This is a genomic window from Streptomyces sp. NPDC002463 (assembly GCF_042889835.1).
Classification (GTDB): Bacteria; Actinomycetota; Actinomycetes; order Streptomycetales; family Streptomycetaceae; genus Streptomyces; species Streptomyces nymphaeiformis.
In genome coordinates this window covers 474725-489973 of record NZ_JBIARL010000001.1, presented here as the reverse complement: position 1 = coordinate 489973, position 15249 = coordinate 474725, and the positions used below count along the sequence as shown (strand labels likewise).

Genomic DNA, 15249 nt, shown 5'->3' with positions numbered 1-15249 from the left:
CCGTCTGCCGGTACGAGGAGGTCAGCGCGGCAGCGTCGCCGGGCTGCCGCCGTTCGCCTCGTAGCCCGCGACCGCCAGGTTCCGGAAGACGGTGAACTCCGCCGCCGGGTCGCCGCTCAGCGTCCACGGCACCGCGCCCACGTGCCCGTCGACCCGCACCAGCTGGTGCATGGCCTCGGCCCAGCGCTCCGAGCGGACGAGGAACCAGACGAGGAGATGGCGGACGTGCGCCAGCATCGGGTCGTCGGGGCGGGCCGAGTGGACCGCGTACAGCGCGCCGTCCATCGCCTTAGACACCACCGCCGTACGCCAGAAGTCCTGCACGAGCACCACGTCCGGCACGTGCTCGAACACCGCGAACAGCGGCAGCGCGGCGAGCAGCGAGCCGCGCGGGGCGCGCGCCGCGGCCGTCGTCGCGAAGTGGTCGGCCTCCTCGCGCGAACCGTGCCACTTCTCGCACCAGTAGTGCAGGGCCGCCAGATGCGCCCCCATGTGCTCCGGCGCGCGGTCGATCACCTTCGCCCACACCTGGTCGAACTCCTCGTGCCCGTACCCGAGTCCGCGCGCCACCGCGAGCCGCGTGATGTACGGGACGGGGTCGCCGGGGGCGAGCAGCGCCGCCTCCTCGGTGACCTTGAGGGCCTCCTCCAGGATGATCCGGAAGTCGTCGGTCCCGGCCGAGGAGGAGCGCCACGCCTGCTGCACCAGGAACTCGGCGTGCACGGCCGCGCCGCCCGCGTCCTTCGGGGCCTCCGCCCGCCAGGTCCGCAGCCACGCGCCGCCGACGCCGGGCCGCTCCTGGAGTTCCAGGGAGGCCGCGCCCGCGAAGGCCTGCACGCGCTGCCAGCGGACCTCGCCCTCCGCGCCGGTGGCGGCGAGCAGCCGCGAGGCCGGCCGCCAGTCCTGGGTGGCCTGCACGACGTCGAGGACGTGGAGGAGTTCGTCGTCGGCGCCGGGCAGGCGCACGTCCTGGTCCTCCTGGCGGACGAATCCGTACGCCTCCGGGTCCGCCGCGTCCGGGGCCCCCGGCGCGACCTGCCGGATCCCGACGCCGCCCCTGCGGCGCAGCACGAAGGGACCGAGGACGCCGAAGAGCAGGCCGAGCGCGATCAGGAACCAGAGAATGTCCATGTGTCCATTGTCCAGGACACCCGGTGAGACGTTTGAAGCGGCGGGAGGCGTACGGGACTACGCTCCTGACCCATGAGCGACCAGCACTCCCATCAGAGCTTCGAGACCCGCGCGATCCACGCGGGCAACACCGCCGACCCGCTGACCGGCGCGGTCGTCCCGCCCATCTACCAGGTGTCCACCTACAAGCAGGACGGCGTGGGCGGGCTGCGCGGCGGTTACGAGTACAGCCGCAGCGCCAACCCCACCCGTACGGCCCTGGAGGAGAACCTCGCGGCCCTCGAAGGCGGCCGCCGCGGTCTCGCCTTCGCCTCCGGCCTCGCCGCCGAGGACTGCCTGCTGCGCACCCTCCTCGTGCCCGGCGACCACGTGGTCATCCCGAACGACGCCTACGGCGGCACGTTCCGGCTGTTCGCGAAGGTCGTGCAGCGCTGGGGCGTCGACTTCTCCGTCGCGGACACCTCCGACATCGAGTCGGTGCGCGCCGCGGTCAACGAGCGCACGAAGCTGATCTGGGTCGAGACCCCGTCGAACCCGCTGCTCGGCATCACCGACATCGAGGCCGTCGCCGGCGTCGCCCGCCAGGCCGGCGTGAAGCTCGTCGTCGACAACACCTTCGCCTCCCCGTACCTCCAGCAGCCGCTGGCGCTCGGCGCGGACGTCGTCGTGCACTCCCTGACCAAGTACATGGGCGGCCACTCCGACGTCGTCGGCGGCGCCCTGGTCACCGCGGACGAGGCGCTCGGCGAGGAACTCGCCTACCACCAGAACGCGATGGGCGCGGTCGCCGGTCCCTTCGACTCGTGGATCGTGCTGCGCGGCATCAAGACCCTCGCCGTGCGCATGGACCGCCACAGCGAGAACGCGGCGAAGATCGCCGAGATGCTGACCCAGCACCCGAAGGTCACCCAGGTCCTCTACCCGGGCCTCCCGGAGCACCCGGGGCACGAGATCGCGGCGAAGCAGATGCGGTCCTTCGGCGGCATGATCTCCTTCCGCGTGCAGGGCGGCGAGGAGGCGGCGGTCGAGGTCTGCAACCGCGCGAAGCTCTTCACCCTCGGTGAGTCGCTCGGCGGCGTCGAGTCCCTCATCGAGCACCCGGGCCGCATGACCCACGCGTCCGTCGCGGGCTCCGCCCTGGAGGTCCCGGCCGACCTCGTGCGCATCTCGGTGGGCATCGAGAACGTCGAGGACCTGCTCGCCGACCTGCGTCAGGCGCTGGGCTAGTCCCGCGCGCTGTGACGGCCGGGCCTCCCGGCCGTCACAGCCCGTCGAGCGGCGGGGTCGTCTCCGCCGGCGGGACCTCCCACGGGTGCGTCAGCGACGCCCACACCATGAAGGCGAGCGCGGCGACCGCGCCCAGGGCCCACAGCACGCGCCGTACCCGCAGGGCGTGCCGGCGCAGCCGGGCCCCGCGCTCGGCGGCCCGCAGCGCGAGGTCGCGCGGAACCGTCGGATGTGGCGTGTCGAGCAACCGCCGCACCGCCGCCTCCTTGTCCTCGTACCGGCTCATGAGCCGACCTCGCACCGGTTCCTCACGGCGGGCGGGCGCCTGCCGTACGCGGCGGCCGTGCGCCGGCTCCGTGCGGCGCTCTCGTACCGGATCGTGCCGCGGCCTCCGGCCGGGCTCCCCGCGGAGCCCTCGCGTCGGTGCCGCGCGGCGCCCTCGTACCCGCTCACGCGGCGGCCCCCGCCGCGCCCCGCGCCGCCGCCCGCAGCGTCGCGACCGAGCGGGCGCAGATCGCGCGGACGCGGGGCTCCGACAGGCCCAGCAGGGCGGCCGCCTGTTCCTCCGCGACGCCCTCGTACAGCCGCAGGACGACGACGAGGCGTTCCTGCGGGGAGAGCACGGCGAGCACCCCGCCCCGGCCGCCGTGGTGGCGCCAGGCGGTGCGGGCGAAGCGGGCGGCGAGATCGCGGCGCGCGAGGTCGTACGGGTCCTCGTCGCGCAGCCGGTCCCACACCGCGTACGTATGGGCGAGCGCCGCGGTCAACAGGGCCTGGGCGTACGGGTTGTGGGCGCGGGTCTCGGCGGTGAGCAGCGTCGCGGCATGCAGCAGCCGGCCCGCCGCCCCGGCCACGAACGCGTCGAACTCCCGGGTGCGGTGGGCGTGTTCGGAACTCCGCCCGCGCTGCCGCTCTCGCACCTCCTCATCTGAGGACAGTGCGGGTGCGGGGTCAAGAGGTCTGCGCGGACTCGCTCCCGGTCGCGGCCGGCGCGTGGCCGGTGTACCCCGACTGCCGTGCGGAAAGGGCGGTGTTGAAGCGGGTGAGCAGGGTGCAGAAGGACTCCCGCTCGTCCGGCGTCCAGCCCTCCGTGACCTCGACCATCAGCTGGCGGCGCGAGGAGCGGACCTCCTCCAGACGGGCCAGGCCGCGCGGCGAGAGCTGGAGGACGACGGCCCGCCCGTCCTCCGGGTGCGAGGTCCGCTTCACCAGGCCGGTGTCGACGAGCGGGGCGACCTGGCGGGTCACGGTGGACGAGTCGATCCCCATGCCCGCCGCGAGCGCCTTCACCCCCATCGGCCCTTCCTGGTCGAGGCGGTTGAGGAGGAGGTACGCCGCCCGGTCCATCGAGTTGCGGAGCTGGCCGGTGCCGCCGAGGCGGGTCTGTTCGGCGCGGCGGGCGAAGACGGCCACCTGGTGCTGGAGGGCATCGAGGAGACCAGGGTCGAGCGCAGTCGTCATGTCCTGAGAATTGGGCATGGCTGTGGGTCTCTCTCGTGCGGGGGTGGTCGGTCGGTGGGGGACAGAGTACGCGGCCCCGCCGGGGTCCGTACCTGCGCTGCGCAAACCTGTTCGGCGGCCCGCCCGCCGGGCGGCCACGGGGGCCGTGAGCTGCGAGACTTGCTGTCATGAGCTTCCGTATGCCACACCCCTTGCACCGGCTGATGCTCGACGACGTGCGCGGGGCGCAGAAGATGCTGGCCGGGGTGGCCAGGATGACGGCGATGGAGGGCAGCCGCCATCTGTCCTCGCTGGTGGGAGCCCCTGTCCACCTCAAGTGCGAGAACCTCCAGCGGACCGGTTCCTTCAAACTGCGCGGGGCGTACGTACGGATCGCCGGGCTGCGGCCCGAGGAGCGGGCGGTCGGGGTCGTCGCGGCCTCCGCGGGCAACCACGCGCAGGGCGTCGCGCTCGCCTCACAACTGCTCGGGGTGCACGCCACCGTCTTCATGCCGGTCGGCGCCCCGCTGCCGAAGGTCGCGGCGACCCGGCAGTACGGCGCCGACGTCCGGATGCACGGCCACGTCGTCGACGAGACGCTCGCGGCGGCGGAGGAGTACGCCCTGAGGACCGGCGCGGTCCTCATCCACCCCTTCGACCACCCCGACATCATCGCCGGTCAGGGCACGGTCGGCCTGGAGATCCTGGAGCAGTGCCCCGAGGTGCGGACGATCCTCGTCGGCATCGGCGGCGGCGGACTCGCGGCCGGCATCGGGCTCGCGGTGAAGTCGCTGCGCCCCGACGTGAAGGTGATCGGCGTCCAGGCGGAGGGCGCGGCCGCCTACCCGCCCTCGCTGGCCGCCGGGCACCCGGTGGTGATCGAATCGCCGGTGACGATGGCGGACGGGATCAAGGTCGGGCGCCCGGGCGACGTGCCGTTCGCCCTGATCCAGGAGTACGTCGACGAGGTCCGCACGGTCTCCGAGGACGCGCTCTCCTCGGCGCTGCTGCTCTGCCTGGAGCGGGCCAAGCTGGTGGTCGAACCGGCCGGCGCGAGCCCGGTGGCGGCCCTCCTCACCGACCCGAAGTCCTTCGAGGGGCCGGTCGTCGCGGTCCTCTCCGGCGGGAACGTCGACCCGCTGCTCCTCCAGCGGATCCTGCGCCACGGCATGGCCGCCGGAGGCCGCTACCTGAGCCTGCGGCTGCGCGTCACGGACCGGCCGGGGGCGCTCGCGACCCTGCTCGCGGTCCTGACGGTGGTCGACGCGAACGTCCTGGACGTCAGTCACGTACGGACCGATCCGCGCCTGGGCCTGACGGAGGCGGAGGTCGAGCTGCACCTGGAGACGAAGGGCCCGGAGCACTGCCGTGAGGTGGAGGAGGCGCTGCGGGACGCCGGGTACACGGTGCTCGGCTGACGCCCCCGCGTACGCCTCCTCCGCCTCTACGGCTCCTGGCCCCTACGCCTCCTCCGCCTGTACGTCGCGCCTCAGAGGCCCTTACGCCCCCGCGCCGCCCTGTTGAGGACGGTCACCAGCCCGCCGCCGACCAGCGCCCCCGCCGCGAGCAGGCCGAGCGGCCGGCCGAGGCCCAGCGGATCGGACTCCTGCCGGGGTGCCGGGATCGCGGGGACGAGGCCGGGCTCCCCGCCCCGTACCCCTTCATGCGCGGCCGCGGCCGCCGCCCGCGCGGCCGTCTCGTGCGCGAGGGAGCGCTCCAGACGGCGCAGCAGCGGGCCCGGGTCCGTTCCGGCGGCCGCGGCGAACTCCTCGACCGCGACCCGGGTCGGCAACTGCTTCTGGTTCAGGAACCGTTCCCAGGAGGAGCGGCTGTAGTGGGTGCGCTGCGCGAGCTTGCCGTAGCTCAGCTCCGTGGCGACCTTGATGCGGCGCATCTCGGCGGCCAGCTCGTCCCACGGGGTCGTCGCGTCGCAGCCCGCGCAGCCGGAGCAGCCCGGTTCGTCCGCCGCCCCCGTCCCGCCGGTCACCCCGGCACCGCCCGTCCTGCCCGTCCCCCCGGCTGCTCCCGCCCCTCCGGTCCTGCCCGTCCCGTTCGTCCCGCTGGTTCTGCTCGTGCCGTGTGCGCCGACCGTCATTTCGTGCTCCCCGTTAGTCGTGCTCCGTGCCAGGACCCCAGCTTCGCCCCCGGGTCCAACGGCCCGCCAACAGCACGCCAACGGGTGTCCCGGGCCGCCGCCCCGGGACGGCACGGGACGGGTCGAGTGGTTGCCCCGGGCCACGGACTCACCGGGCGAGGGTCGCCGCGAAATCCTAGGATCGGGGGGATAAGCCCGAAATCTTCCTGGGAGTATCCACATGCCAGGCGCGATCTACGCCGAGGGTCTGGTGAAGACCTTCGGGGACGTACGAGCACTGGACGGGGTGGACCTGGACGTGCCGGAGGGCACGGTCCTGGGTCTGCTCGGCCCGAACGGCGCGGGGAAGACGACCACCGTGCGGGTCCTGACGACCCTGATCAGACCCGACAGCGGCAGGGCCGTCGTCGCCGGGATCGACGTCCTCCGGCACCCCAACGAGGTCCGCCGCTCGATCGGTCTCTCCGGCCAGTTCGCGGCCGTCGACGAGTACCTCACCGGCCGCGAGAACCTCCAGATGGTGGGGCAGCTCTACCAGATGAAGGCGAAGGCCGCGAAGGCCCGGGCCGGGGAGCTGCTCGAACGGTTCCACCTCGCCGACGCCGCCGACCGCACGGCCAGGACGTACTCCGGCGGCATGCGCCGCCGCCTCGACCTCGCGGCGGCGCTCGTCGTCTCCCCGCCGGTCATGTTCATGGACGAGCCGACCACCGGCCTCGACCCGCGCAACCGGCAGGAGCTCTGGGAGGTCATCAAGGAGCTCGTCTCCGGCGGTACGACCCTGCTCCTCACCACCCAGTACCTGGAGGAGGCCGACCACCTCGCCCACGACATCTGCGTCGTCGACCACGGCAGGGTCATCGCCCGCGGCACCTCCGACCAGCTCAAGGACCAGACGGGCGGCGAGCGCGTCGAGGTCGTCGTGCACGAGCCCGAGATGATCGACGGCGCCCGGGACGTCCTCGCCCGGTACGGCGTGGCGGGCATCGGCCACGGCGAGGTCTCCGTCGAGGAGCACACCCGCAAGCTCACCGTCCCCGTCACCGGCGGCGCCAAGCTGCTCGCCGAGGTCATCCGCGACCTGGACGCCGCCGGTGCCGAGATCGACGACATCGGCCTGCGCCGCCCCACCCTCGACGACGTCTTCCTCTCCCTCACCGGCCACGTGGCCGACCGGGGCGAGGAGGAGGACGCGAGCGCGCCGGACGGCAAGGACAGGAAGAGCCGGAAGGAGGCCGTGAAGTGACCATCGTCCTGGGGTCGGCCGACGGGCTGAACGCTCCGCGCCCGCGCGGCGGGGTCGTCCAGTCCATGAACGACTCGCTCGTGATCGCGCGCCGCAACCTGATCAAGATGTCCCGGATCCCCGAGGTGATCATCTTCGGGCTCATCCAGCCGATCATGTTCGTGGTGCTGTTCAGCTACGTCTTCGGCGGCTCGATGCAGATCGGCACATCGACCTCGCCGGCCGTCTACCGCGAGTTCCTGATGGCCGGCATCTTCGCCCAGACCGTCACCTTCGCCACGGCAGGGGCGGGCGCGGGCATCGCCGACGACATGCACAAGGGCCTGATCGACCGCTTCCGCTCCCTGCCGATGGCCCGCGGCGCGGTCCTCACCGGCCGCACGTTCGCCGACCTCGTCCAGACGACGCTCACCCTCGTCGTCCTCACGGTCGTCGCGCTCCTCGTCGGCTGGCGCATCCACGAGGGCGTCCCCAAGGCGCTGGGCGCCTACGCCCTCCTGCTGCTCCTCGGCTACGCCTTCTCCTGGATCGGTGCGCTGATCGGCCTCTCGGTCCGCACCCCCGAGGCGGCGACCTCGGGCGGGCTGATCTGGCTCTTCCCCGTCACGTTCATCTCGAACGCGTTCGTGGACTCCAGCAACCTGCCCTCCTGGCTCCAGCCCATCGCCGAGTGGAACCCGTTCAGCGCGACCGTCCAGGCCTGCCGCGTCCTCTTCGGCAACCCGGGCGTCTCCACCTCCGACGCGTGGCCGATGCAGCACCCGGTGTGGGCCTCGCTGCTCTGGTCGATCCTGATCATCGTGGTCTTCCGGACCCTCTCGGTCCGCAAGTACCGCTCGGCGACGGGGTGACGGCCGGGCGGTCTCAGGGCAGGTAGCCGGAGACCACCAGGCCCTCGGGGAAGGCGAGGAACGCGGCCCCGCCGGCGGCGATCGCCTCCCCCGGGAACTCCGGCTTCTCGGCCCCCTTCGGGAACTTGGGCCGGTAGTCCTCGGGGCCCCGCGCATCGGCGGGCCCGGCCGCCGGGTACGACGTCACCCCGTCCTCGCGCACCGCGAGGAGCCGGTCGCCCGCGAAGTAGACCCGCTTCGCCCGCGCCTCGGAGACCCGCCACCGCTCCCGGCCGCTCGCCACGTCGTACGTGACGAGCTCCCCGTCCCCGCTGAGGACGGCCACGAGCCCGTCCCCGTTCACCGCGAGCGGGGCCGTCGTCCGGATCCCCAGCCGGTGGCGCGGGGCCAGGGTCCGGCCGTCGAGGACGGTGACCGACGCGTCCGACAGGCCCGTGCAGAGCACGCTCCCGCTCTTCTCGTGCACGGTCAGGGTGCCGCACGGCTCCCCGGCCCGCGCCACCACCCGGCCCGTCCCGGGGTCGAGGGCGACCGGCCCGCCGGAGCCCATCGGCACGAGGACCCGGCCGCCGCCCACCACGAGCTGCTCCGGCACCCCGTCGAGCGGAGTGCGCCACAGCACCTTGCGGTCCTTGAGCCGTACGGCGGCCACGAGCCCCTTCCCGTCCTCCCGCACGTCGAAGTACGAGGAGTACAGGACGCCGTCCACCAGATCGGTGCTCTTCACGCCCCAGCCGCCGTCCGGCACCGGGACCTTCCCGCGCGCCGAGCCGTCCGCGAGCCCGTACGCGGCGATGCCGTCCATGTCCGTCAGGTACACGGCGTCGTCGACGACCGCCGGGTACATGGGGCCGACCGGCGAGGTGTTCCGCCTGCCCTCCACCGTCCACAGCCGCTTGCCGTCCGAGGCACGGAGCCCGACGGCGGAGCCGCCCGCGCCCGTGCACACGAGGACCTCGGGGGCGAGCGCGCAGGGGCCGATCGGCGCGCCCGTCTCGACCGACCAGGGCGACCAGCCCGCCGGACGGTACGCGCGGTCCGTGCCGGCCTTCCCGAAGTCGTGGGTGTGGCCCGTGCCGCCGTACGGCCGGACGACCTGGCTCAGGGCCGTGACCGGCGCCGTGGTGCCGCCGCTGCTCGGGGGCGGCCCCGCGACGCCGCCGGTGGCCGTGCCGCCGCCCTGCCCGACGGTCCGGTTCAGGAGCACCACGCCGACCGTCGCCACCAGGGCCACCGCCACCGCACCCGCGACCACCGCGCCCCACCGGCGCCGCCGCTCCACGGGGGCCGGGGGGAGGACGGGCCGGTCCGTCAGCGCCGTGGGGGAGTACGGCACGACCGGGCCGAGCGTCGGCAGATCGGCCACGCCCGACCCGGAGGCCGCCGCCTCCCCGGCGCTCCGGGCCGCCTCCCCGTACTCGGCGAGCAGCGAGAGCACCCCGCCGGGCCACGGGAAGGCCTCGGCAGCGGCGCCGCCGCCGATCAGCCCGGCCAGCTCCGCCGCCGACGGCCGCTGTGCCGGGTCGAGCCGCAGACAGCGCTCCAGGACCGGCCGCAGCTCCTCCGGCACCCCGTCGAGGTCGGCCTCGGCCCGGCTGATCCGGTAGATCACGGCCGCCATCTCGTCGTCGTGGAACGGCCCCCGGCCGCTCGCCGCGAACGCGAGCACCGCGCCCAGGCAGAACACGTCCGAGGCGGGCACCACCGCCCGGCTCCCCACCAGGTGCTCCGGCGACATGAACCCGGGGGAGCCCACCACCAGACCGGTCGAGGTCAGCGCCGTCGCCTCGAAGGCCTGCGCGATCCCGAAGTCGATCAGCTTGGGCCCGGCCGCGGCGAGCAGCACGTTCGCCGGCTTGAGGTCCCGGTGCAGCACCTTCACCGCGTGCACGCCCGCCAGTGCCCGCGCGAGGGCGACGCCGAGCGCCCGGACGGTCACGACGGGCAGCGCCCCGGACCGTACGACCGCCTCCGCGAGCGAGGGACCCGGCACGTACTCGGTCGCCAGCCACGGCGAGGGGGCGTCGGCGTCCGCGTCCACGAGCCGCGCGACGCCCGGCCCGTCCACGGTCCGCGCCGCCGCGATCTCCCGCCGGAACCGGGTCCTGAAGTCCCCGTCGACCTCCAGGTCCTCCCGTACGGTCTTCACCGCGACCATCCGGTACGGATCGGCCGTCGGCGCGTCCGTACGGCAGGCGAGGTGCACCTCGCCCATGCCGCCGGCGCCGAGCCGGGCGAGCAGCCGGTACGGGCCGAGGATCCGCGGGGGCCGGTCCTGCGGCAGGGCTTCCAGCAAGGGACTACTCCTCGGGCAGGGCGACGGAGGCGACGACGCCGGTGTCGTAGACGACGTGGACGACACCGCCGAGCGGCAGGGCCACCGGCGGGCGGATCTCCCGGTCCAGGTAGGTGCCGCCGGAGCGGGCGTACGACTCCTCGGCCCGCGGTCCGGGGGCGCCGGGCACGGGCACGACGCGCTCCTTGCCGGGCGTGCCGTCCGCGCCGAGCGGCACCACGTGCAGGGCGGAGAAGTCGGCGTACAGCACGGAGTTCCCCGCGATCAGCGGGTCGGAGAGCAGCTGCCGCTTCCCGTCGGCCGAGACCTGCGGGGGAGCCGGGTAGTGACCGAGGGCCTTGCCGGTGGCGGGGTCCAGGACGTACACGCCCTCGGGCCTGCCCGTGTTGCCCCAGTCGGCCCACTTGTCGGCGCCGCCGTCGAGGGCGACGGCGGCGCGCGCGGACACCGCGGTCGGCCAGGCGCCCGACTTCGCGACCTCGGCGGGCACCGCGAGCCGTCCGGCGCCGGCCGGGGCGAGCGTCGTGGCGTCCAGGCGGTACAGCGTGAGCGCGGACACGTTCGTCGCGTCGAGCGGTGCGCAGTAGGCGTACTTGCCCTGGACCTGGAGGGCGTTGCACCCCTTGGCCTCCGGCGGCACCTGGCCGCGCTGCCGGCCGGTCTTCGCGTCGAACGACACGAAACCGCCGTCGCTCAGCGCGTACACGAGCCCGTTCGCGTAGGCGACGGGTTCGAAGTCGCGGAAGTCGGCCCGGGAGAGCTCGGCGTTGGTGAGCGCCTTGGACCACAGCTCGTGGCCGTCGGCCAGGGCGAAGGCCGTCACCTCCCCCTGGGTGTCGTCGCCGGTCGCGACGAAGACCGTGCCGTCTCCCACCACGGGCTGGGAACGCATCCCGGCCCCCGCGGTGCTCCTCTTCTCCCAGCGCACCGCGCCGCTGCGGGCGTCCCGGGCCTGGAGGCGCTGACCGGAGAGGAGGACGACGGAGCCGTCGTGGACGGCGGGGACGTTCGTACTGCCCGCGATGAAGACCCCGCCGGTGGGACTGACGAAACTCTGGTCGTCGCGCGCGTCCGCGACCAGGTCCGCGCTCCACAGCCGCTTCCCGCTCGCCGGGTCGAGCGCCTCGTACCGCCCGTCCGTCGTCCGGCACACCAGCGCCTTCTCCCCGGCCGAGCAGCCGAACGCGGGGGCGCTCAGCTTCGCCCGCCAGGGCTTCCAGCCGGCCGGGCGCTGGGCGGCGCTCTGCGGGACGACGCCCGAGGCGTCGGCGCCGCCGCGGTCGTCGACGCCGGGGACGCGGGGCCCGGCCGACGGGCCGGCCTCGGCGGGAGCCTTCGACGGCTCCTGGCCGGGCCACAGCAGGTACGTCCCGAGGCCTCCGCCGACCACGGCGAGCGCGAGGACGGCGGCGAGCAGCCGCCTCCGCCTACGGGGCGGGGGAGCGGACGGCAGGGTGGGCGGTGCGACGGGCGGAAGCGTGGGTACGGAGTGCAGGCCCGGGACCGTCGGGGTGACGACGGGCCCGGCCGGCGCGGGCGGCGCCTCCAGGAGCGGCCCGCCCGAGGCGACGAGCTGGGCGAGCTCCCTGCCGTACTCGCCGATGTGGTCCCGTACGCCCTCCGGCCACGGGAAGACCTTCCCCGTCGTGCTGCCGAGGAGCCCGGCGAGTGCCTCCGGCGTGGGCCGGTCCGCCGGATCCAGGGCCAGACAGGCGGCGACGGTCCCGCGCAGCTCCTCCGGGACGCGGGACAGGTCGGCCTCGGCCTGGGAGACGCGGTAGAGGACGGCCGCGAGGGGCCCGTCGCCGAAGGGGTCCTCGCCGGTCGCCGCGTAGCAGAGCAGGGAGCCGAGGCAGAAGACGTCGGAGGCGGCCGTGACCCGGCGGGCGCCGGCCACGTGCTCGGGGGACATGAAGGAGGGCGTGCCGACCATCAGGCCGGTGGCGGTCATGGTGGTCGCGGTACTGCTGCGGGCGATGCCGAAGTCGATGAGCCGGGGGCCGTCGACGGACAGCATGACGTTGCCGGGCTTGAGGTCCCGGTGCAGGACCCCTGCCCCGTGCAGATCGGCGAGGGCCCGGGCGACGTCCGCGCCGAGCGCCCGCACGGCGGCGACGGGCAGCGGCCCGCCACGGCGCACGGCCTGCGCGAGACTGGGCCCGGGGACGTACGCGGTGGCCAGCCAGGGCACCTCGGCATCGGCGTCACCGCCGACGGGAGCGGCGGCGTAGGCACTGTCGACGAGCGAGGCGACCCGGATCTCCCGCCGGAACCGGTCCCGGAACGCCGGATCACCGACGACATCGCGCCGCACGGTCTTGACGGCGACGAAGCGACGGTTCTCGGCACGGCCCCGGCCGCTCCCGGAACCGTCCCCCGCGCCGGCATGCCCGGCATCCCGTGCCAGGAACACCTCGCCCATGCCGCCGGCGCCGAGCCGGGCGAGGACCTCGTACGGTCCGATACGGCGTGGCGCGCCCTCGCGCAGCGGTCCCAGCACCTCGTCCTCCCCCTGGTGACGCGTCGTCAGCCCCGCATCATCGCATGTACATGCAGGACGAAGGGCCGGCCCCCCACGGGGGGGCCGGCCCTTCGCTCAAGGAGTGGCGGCTCAGCCGGTGTACGGCTTCGCGCTGAGGATCTTCACCGTGGCCTTCTTGCCGTTCGGCAGCTCGTACTCGGCTTCGTCGCCGACCTGCTTGCCGTTGACGCCGACGCCGAGCGGCGACTGCGGCGAGTAGGTCTCGATGTCGTCGCTCGCGTACTCGCGGGAGGCGAGCAGGAAGGTCACCGTGTCGTCCTCGTCGCCGTCGAAGGCGATCGTGACGACCATGCCCGGCTCGACGACGCCGTCGTCCGCCGGTGCCTCGCCGACCTTGGCGTGCTGGAGCAGCTGGGTGAGCTGGCGGACCCGGAGCTCCTGCTTGCCCTGCTCCTCCTTGGCCGCGTGGTACCCGCCGTTCTCGCGCAGGTCCCCCTCTTCGCGCGCCGCGGCGATCTTGGCGGCGATCTCGGTACGCGCGGGACCAGACAGGTACTCAAGCTCGTCCTTGAGCTTGTTGTACGCCTCCTGGGTGAGCCAGGTGACGTTGTCGCTGGTCTGGGTCACAGGTGCTCCTCGTAGGTACTGGGAATACAAAGCATCGCCCTACACGGACAGCATGCGCTTCCCGAGTGGGCGAAACCACGAGCCTAACAATGAGTGGCGAAAAGCGGGAGGACATAAACCATAAAGATGGCGTCACCCCAGGTCACCGCGGTGACTCGCCGGGACTCGACACCCCGTCCCTACCCACCGCTACTGCGCCGTACACCCGATGAGCTCGGCGTTCGTCGCGCGTGCGGTCGTGCGGAGCGAGAAGACGCGGTCGACCCGGGTCCCGGGGTCGTCGACGCGCACGTCCTTGCGGGCCACCTCGGCGCCGTCCTCGGAGCGGGAGCGCAGCGTGCAGACGCCCTTGACGCCCGCGTCCTTGCGGATCTCCAGATGGACCTGGACCTCGGCGTCGCTCACCACCTCGAACTTGATCATCTCGGCGCTGATCTTGTTGTCGACGACGTAGTGCCAGCCGAACCAGCCCATCATGCCGAGGAAGAGGACCCCGAGCACCGCGCCGGTGATCTTGAGCTTGCGGTCGGCCCGCTCATCCGCGGAGCGCCCGTAGCGCCCCTCGGGCAGCTGCTCTCGCACCGCGCTCATGGGGGATCCTCTCGAAGCCGGGGGTGGCGGAATTTTCACTCCCCCGATTCCGTCACTATAGAGACCACCCTCCGCGTCGAATCACTGAGGATCGAGCTTTGACTGAGCAGCTGCGACTGATGGCCGTTCACGCCCACCCCGACGACGAGTCGAGCAAGGGTGCGGCCACGATGGCCAAGTACGTGTCCGAGGGGGTGGACGTCATGGTCGTGACGTGCACGGGCGGCGAGCGCGGCTCGGTCCTGAACCCCAAGCTTCAGGGCGACCCCTACATCGAGGCGAACATCCACGAGGTGCGCCGCAAGGAGATGGACGAGGCCCGCGAGATCCTCGGCGTCTCCCAGCACTGGCTCGGATTCGTCGACTCGGGCCTGCCCGAGGGCGACCCGCTGCCCCCACTGCCCGAGGGCTGCTTCGCCCTGGAGGACGTCGACAAGGCGGCCGGGACGCTGGTCCGCGAGATCCGCTCCTTCCGTCCGCAGGTCGTCACGACCTACGACGAGAACGGCGGGTACCCGCACCCCGACCACATCATGACCCACAAGATCACGATGGTGGCGTTCGACGGCGCGGCCGACGCCGAGAAGTACCCCGAGGCCGAGTTCGGCCCGGTCTGGCAGCCGCTGAAGCTCTACTACAACCAGGGCTTCAACCGCCCCCGCACCGAGGCCCTGCACGAGGCGCTCCTGGCGCGCGGCCTGGAGTCGCCGTACGGGGACTGGCTGAAGCGCTGGGACGAGTTCGGCGGCAAGGCGCGCAACCTCACCACGCACGTGCCGTGCGCGGACTTCTTCGAGATCCGCGACAAGGCGCTGATCGCCCACGCCACCCAGATCGACCCCGACGGCGGCTGGTTCCGGGTCCCGATGCAGATCCAGAAGGAGGTCTGGCCGACGGAGGAGTACGAGCTCAGCAAGGCGCTGGTCCCGACCTCCCTCCCCGAGGAAGATCTCTTCGCGGGCATCCGCGACAATGCCTGACATGAGCGCACACCTGGCACTGACCCAGCTTGTCCCCTTCGCCGCCGAAGAGCTGGACAAGAACAAGGTGACCCCCGGCGTCCTCGGCTTCGTCGTCTTCGCGGCCCTGGCCCTCGCGGTCTGGATGCTGATGAAGTCGATGAACCGCCACATGGGCAAGGTCTCCTTCGAGGAGGCCCCGGACCCGGACGCGCCGACCCCGGCGGAGCCGGCGTCCACCAAGGGCAAGTGACCCACCCGCCCCCCGGGCCGTACGCGGAGTACGGCCCGGGGGGCGGCCCCG

Annotated in this window: 15 protein-coding genes; 6 read left to right on the top strand and 9 right to left on the bottom strand. The window is 73.5% G+C overall.

Annotated features, from left to right (window positions below; all coding sequences use genetic code 11):
* Positions 1 to 21: 21 nt before the first annotated feature.
* Complete coding sequence (locus tag ACFYX3_RS02200) at positions 22 to 1131, bottom strand: hypothetical protein (protein WP_376592867.1); 1110 nt, start codon at positions 1129 to 1131, stop codon at positions 22 to 24.
* A 72-nt stretch (positions 1132 to 1203) separates the two neighbouring features.
* Between ACFYX3_RS02200 and ACFYX3_RS02195 the strand changes: the two genes are divergently transcribed.
* Positions 1204 to 2358, top strand: coding sequence for a cystathionine gamma-synthase (locus ACFYX3_RS02195; RefSeq protein WP_376592866.1), 1155 nt, complete (start codon positions 1204 to 1206; stop codon positions 2356 to 2358).
* Positions 2359 to 2392: 34 nt separating this feature from the next.
* Here ACFYX3_RS02195 and ACFYX3_RS02190 read toward each other — a convergent pair whose 3' ends face one another.
* From ACFYX3_RS02190 to ACFYX3_RS02180, 3 genes are all read right to left on the bottom strand, one after another.
* A complete protein-coding gene (locus ACFYX3_RS02190) occupies positions 2393 to 2644 on the bottom strand; it encodes a hypothetical protein (RefSeq protein ID WP_376592864.1) in 252 nt (83 codons plus the stop codon).
* A gap of 163 nt (positions 2645 to 2807) precedes the next feature.
* Positions 2808 to 3278: a sigma factor-like helix-turn-helix DNA-binding protein gene (locus ACFYX3_RS02185; RefSeq protein ID WP_389007231.1), complete on the bottom strand. Its 471-nt coding sequence runs from the start codon at positions 3276 to 3278 to the stop codon at positions 2808 to 2810.
* 31 nt (positions 3279 to 3309) lie between these two features.
* Positions 3310 to 3837 carry a MarR family winged helix-turn-helix transcriptional regulator gene (locus ACFYX3_RS02180; protein ID WP_376592861.1) on the bottom strand — a complete coding sequence of 176 codons (528 nt, stop codon included), beginning with the start codon at positions 3835 to 3837 and terminating at the stop codon, positions 3310 to 3312.
* Between the two features lie 149 nt (positions 3838 to 3986).
* Between ACFYX3_RS02180 and ilvA the strand changes: the two genes are divergently transcribed.
* On the top strand, positions 3987 to 5216 hold the full coding sequence (ilvA, locus tag ACFYX3_RS02175) for a threonine ammonia-lyase (protein ID WP_389007229.1): 1230 nt from the start codon (positions 3987 to 3989) through the stop codon (positions 5214 to 5216).
* Positions 5217 to 5287: 71 nt separating this feature from the next.
* On the opposite strand, the gene ACFYX3_RS02170 is transcribed toward ilvA, so the two are convergent.
* A complete protein-coding gene (locus ACFYX3_RS02170; RefSeq protein WP_389007227.1) occupies positions 5288 to 5893 on the bottom strand; it encodes a helix-turn-helix domain-containing protein in 606 nt (201 codons plus the stop codon).
* Between the two features lie 220 nt (positions 5894 to 6113).
* Here ACFYX3_RS02170 and ACFYX3_RS02165 point away from each other — a divergent pair, with 220 nt between their 5' ends.
* Positions 6114 to 7139 (top strand): ATP-binding cassette domain-containing protein, encoded by a 1026-nt coding sequence (locus ACFYX3_RS02165; protein ID WP_389007224.1) that lies wholly within the window; start codon positions 6114 to 6116, stop codon positions 7137 to 7139.
* Between the two features lie 65 nt (positions 7140 to 7204).
* On the top strand, positions 7205 to 7990 hold the full coding sequence (locus ACFYX3_RS02160) for an ABC transporter permease (protein ID WP_181924859.1): 786 nt from the start codon (positions 7205 to 7207) through the stop codon (positions 7988 to 7990).
* Positions 7991 to 8003: 13 nt separating this feature from the next.
* Here ACFYX3_RS02160 and ACFYX3_RS02155 read toward each other — a convergent pair whose 3' ends face one another.
* From ACFYX3_RS02155 to ACFYX3_RS02140, 4 genes are all read right to left on the bottom strand, one after another.
* Positions 8004 to 10286: a protein kinase gene (locus ACFYX3_RS02155; RefSeq protein WP_389007222.1), complete on the bottom strand. Its 2283-nt coding sequence runs from the start codon at positions 10284 to 10286 to the stop codon at positions 8004 to 8006.
* A gap of 4 nt (positions 10287 to 10290) precedes the next feature.
* The gene (locus tag ACFYX3_RS02150) at positions 10291 to 12786 is read right to left on the bottom strand and encodes a PQQ-binding-like beta-propeller repeat protein (RefSeq protein WP_389007220.1); all 2496 of its coding nucleotides are present in this window, start codon (positions 12784 to 12786) and stop codon (positions 10291 to 10293) included.
* A gap of 111 nt (positions 12787 to 12897) precedes the next feature.
* Entirely contained in the window at positions 12898 to 13395 is a 498-nt protein-coding gene (greA, locus tag ACFYX3_RS02145) for a transcription elongation factor GreA (protein ID WP_116159146.1), read from the bottom strand.
* Positions 13396 to 13584: 189 nt separating this feature from the next.
* On the bottom strand, positions 13585 to 13986 hold the full coding sequence (locus ACFYX3_RS02140) for a DUF4307 domain-containing protein (protein WP_389007217.1): 402 nt from the start codon (positions 13984 to 13986) through the stop codon (positions 13585 to 13587).
* Positions 13987 to 14084: 98 nt separating this feature from the next.
* Here ACFYX3_RS02140 and mca point away from each other — a divergent pair, with 98 nt between their 5' ends.
* Both mca and ACFYX3_RS02130 read left to right on the top strand, forming a co-directional pair.
* Positions 14085 to 14966 carry a mycothiol conjugate amidase Mca gene (gene mca, locus ACFYX3_RS02135; RefSeq protein WP_376592847.1) on the top strand — a complete coding sequence of 294 codons (882 nt, stop codon included), beginning with the start codon at positions 14085 to 14087 and terminating at the stop codon, positions 14964 to 14966.
* On the top strand, positions 14959 to 15198 hold the full coding sequence (locus ACFYX3_RS02130) for a hypothetical protein (RefSeq protein WP_376592845.1): 240 nt from the start codon (positions 14959 to 14961) through the stop codon (positions 15196 to 15198). Before mca ends, ACFYX3_RS02130 begins: the two co-directional genes overlap by 8 nt.
* Positions 15199 to 15249 lie beyond the last annotated feature (51 nt).